Below are 2879 nucleotides of genomic sequence, written 5' to 3' on the forward strand. Positions count from 1 at the left end.
AGCAAGTACCTGAATAACATCATCGAGCAGGATCACCGCAACATCAAGCGATTGACAAAGCCAATGATGGGATTCGGCTCATTCAACACAGCGAGACGAACCTTGAGTGGCATCGAAGCGATGAGTATGATTCGCAAAGGACAAGTGAAGGGAGTCAGCAAAGGGGACAGTGTATCTCAAGCGAAGTTTATCGAAGAACTGTTCGGAATTAGCGCTTAACGGAATGCGAACGAGATACTTCGTTTGTCACTAAAAAGTATTTGCGACACAACCCTATATTCAACGTCATTGCGGTTCTTGTCCTGCTTTACAAGAACTCGACCTGAGACCCCCTAGTGCGGCTGCATCGGTCCTGCCTGTCTGCTAGGCGATCGAGGTTAGATCAGCCCTGCCACAAGGTTGATCGTCATCGCTAAGAGGCTGGTATTGAAGAAAAACGAGAGAATGCCATGCAGTAAAGACAACCGCCTCAGAGTCCGGGAGCGTACGGCGACATCAGACACTTGGCTCGTCATCCCAATGACAAAGGAAAAGTACAGAAAATCCCAGTAGTCAGGATACGTGTCACCCGGAAAATCGAGTCCGTCGTCTTTGCACTCGGCTAGAGTCTTGCCTTCCTGATAATAGAGGCGCGCATAGTGGGACGCAAAGATGGTGTGAACCAGCAGCCAGGAACCTACAATCGTTAGTCCTGAGAGTGTAACATGCAGCAGCACTAGACTATCTGAAGCCCCTTTCGTGTTCTGTAACAGGAAGACAATCGCCAAGATGCTGATACAGGCAGCAGCGGTAATCAGGCTCAGTAGCACCCACCGCCCCGCATCCTGGCGCTGCGCATTTTTATGCATGATCTCAGGAGTTGCTGACAACATCAGCCCCCAGGTCCAGGCTAAGAAGCAGAGCATGCCAGCGTCCCAAAGACAGAGTAGCCGTGTCGCCCAGTGCAGCCGTGTCGGTAGTAGGAGCGCAACGAGACCAGCGAACGCAATGGAGCCCAGCAAGCGCGGGCGGACGCTCCACTTACGAGACAGCCTGGGGCCAGATGTAAGGTTCATAAGGAGAGGAAGCAAGGGTTGTCAGCGGTAGTATACCCATGATTACTGCCTACGGTATTGTCAGGTTAACTGGAATATAGAATAATTGGCATGGTTCAAAGCACTGGGGTAGAGGGCAACGCTTTTGCCCAAAGGACTAAGGTATTTTTGCCATAGTTAGAGGGGGTCTAGCGTTTAAGGCTTTTCCAAAAGTTGTACAGTGCCACATTAAATGACATCGAGACAAATTCGTGTCGCTGAGCAAACCCCTCTCTGTTGCAGGGTTGCAGAGAGATTTCGCTCAGCAGCCTAGCGTCCAGGTCAGCAGGATTGCCAAGCTGGCTTTAGGCGGAAAAGCAAGCCAGACCTAGCCTTGCGCCTTTAACGACACTAATGTGTCTTCACGACCAATAAAAAGTCACTGTACACGCGGGAATAGGCTGTAGATCGATATTTCCTGATCTGGAGTTGAGTCGCGGGAATAAGACTGGGATAGCAGGTTAATATTTTAATCATAGCATTGAGTACACTTGATCTATCAATCAGACAATTTCAGTACCTGTCTTCAACCTTACGGAAAGAAGTGAGACGCTTGCGAACACCAGGGTTACCTTTTGATTCAGAAAGCCCTCTGTCTTTATTTTTGTCCCCCTTTAACCTTGAGAAGCTCTGCTAATGACACGGAACTACACACTACGGGTTGTCCTCCGAAGCCTTCTTTTGTTTGTCTTGAGCGCCGGTCTGGTTACTGTCTCAGGAGAACGAAGTCTTTCGGTTTTAGCTCGGTCAGCTGAACTCACGGCTCTTGATCACACCACTCCCATTAATGTCCGTGCCAATCCATCCACTCTGGCAGATCCGTTGCACTACGGGTTTGCTGGAGATCGAGTCGAGATTCTCAACCAAACCCAAAGCCATGGGGAGATTTGGTATGACGTGAAGTTCGAGCGCTCCGGTGCAGTTGGCTGGGTACGAAGCGATCTCGTGCATCTGCTGGTGACAATGCCTCAGCCCAAATTGAGTGAGCCTCTGTTTCGAGCGCCTCTGCAAAGAGCATCAGTACCGAACGCCCCTGCTGCCTCCAAGGTGTTCAATCAGTCCTCGAATTGCACGCTGACTTATCCCGTTCCCCACCCCCACATTAACTTTGGATTCGGTCTATCTCCAGACCCCTTTAACCCTGGACAAACTCGATTTCACACTGGAGTTGACTTTGACGGCAAGATTGGGAATCCCATTTACAGTCCTATTTGTGGGGTCGTGATTTATGTGGGCAGAGAAACTGATATCACAAGCTACGATTCGGGCTACGGCTGGCACATCAAGCTGAAAGATGACGAAGGACGGATTCACCTTTTTGGTCATATCACGAAGTCATACGTTAAGGTTGGGGACTTGGTTCACTCCTCTCAACATATTGCTGATATTGGGAGCAACGGAAATTCAACTGGTCCTCATCTGCACTATGAGATTCGAGAAGGGGCGGATGACCATGACCACGCGGTTGATCCAAGGTTGTTTCTAGCTCATACAAAGCAAGTCCCCAATCTTGAAACTCAACCGATTCAGGTAGGTTGTGTCGCAAATACTTTTTAGTGACAAACGAAGTATCTCGTTCGCATTCCGTTAAGCGCTAATTCCGAACAGTTCTTCGATAAACTTCGCTTGAGATACACTGTCCCCTTTGCTGACTCCCTTCACTTGTCCTTTGCGAATCATACTCATCGCTTCGATGCCACTCAAGGTTCATCTCGCTGTGTTGAATGAGCCGAATCCCATCATTGGCTTTGTCAATCGCTTGATGTTGCGGTGATCCTGCTCGATGATGTTATTCAGGTACTTGCT

3 protein-coding genes and 1 pseudogene are annotated in these 2879 nt (G+C 49.3%); 2 read left to right on the forward strand and 2 right to left on the reverse strand.

Features of this window, described 5'->3' with window-relative positions; genetic code table 11:
- The coding region (locus A8707_RS25920) for a DDE-type integrase/transposase/recombinase (RefSeq protein WP_156518841.1) at positions 1-219 on the forward strand (219 nt) is incomplete at its 5' end.
- A 158-nt stretch (positions 220-377) separates the two neighbouring features.
- Here the strand turns inward: A8707_RS25920 and A8707_RS25925 are convergent.
- Complete coding sequence (locus A8707_RS25925; protein WP_068820318.1) at positions 378-1055, reverse strand: DUF1345 domain-containing protein; 678 nt, start codon at positions 1053-1055, stop codon at positions 378-380.
- 708 nt (positions 1056-1763) lie between these two features.
- Between A8707_RS25925 and A8707_RS25930 the strand changes: the two genes are divergently transcribed.
- Positions 1764-2630 (forward strand): peptidoglycan DD-metalloendopeptidase family protein, encoded by an 867-nt coding sequence (locus A8707_RS25930; RefSeq protein ID WP_197485093.1) that lies wholly within the window; start codon positions 1764-1766, stop codon positions 2628-2630.
- A 153-nt stretch (positions 2631-2783) separates the two neighbouring features.
- Here the strand turns inward: A8707_RS25930 and A8707_RS30075 are convergent.
- A pseudogene (locus A8707_RS30075) lies at positions 2784-2879 on the reverse strand (DDE-type integrase/transposase/recombinase); the annotation flags it as partial.

This window comes from Phormidesmis priestleyi BC1401 (assembly GCF_001650195.1).
Taxonomy (GTDB): Bacteria; Cyanobacteriota; Cyanobacteriia; order Leptolyngbyales; family Leptolyngbyaceae; genus Phormidesmis_A; species Phormidesmis_A priestleyi_B.

What these genes read in the sequence shown, in the direction of transcription:
- A8707_RS25925 (WP_068820318.1), bottom strand. Translation starts at nt 1,055, where the DNA reads ATGAACCTTACATCTGGCCCCAGGCTGTCTCGTAAGTGGAGCGTCCGC.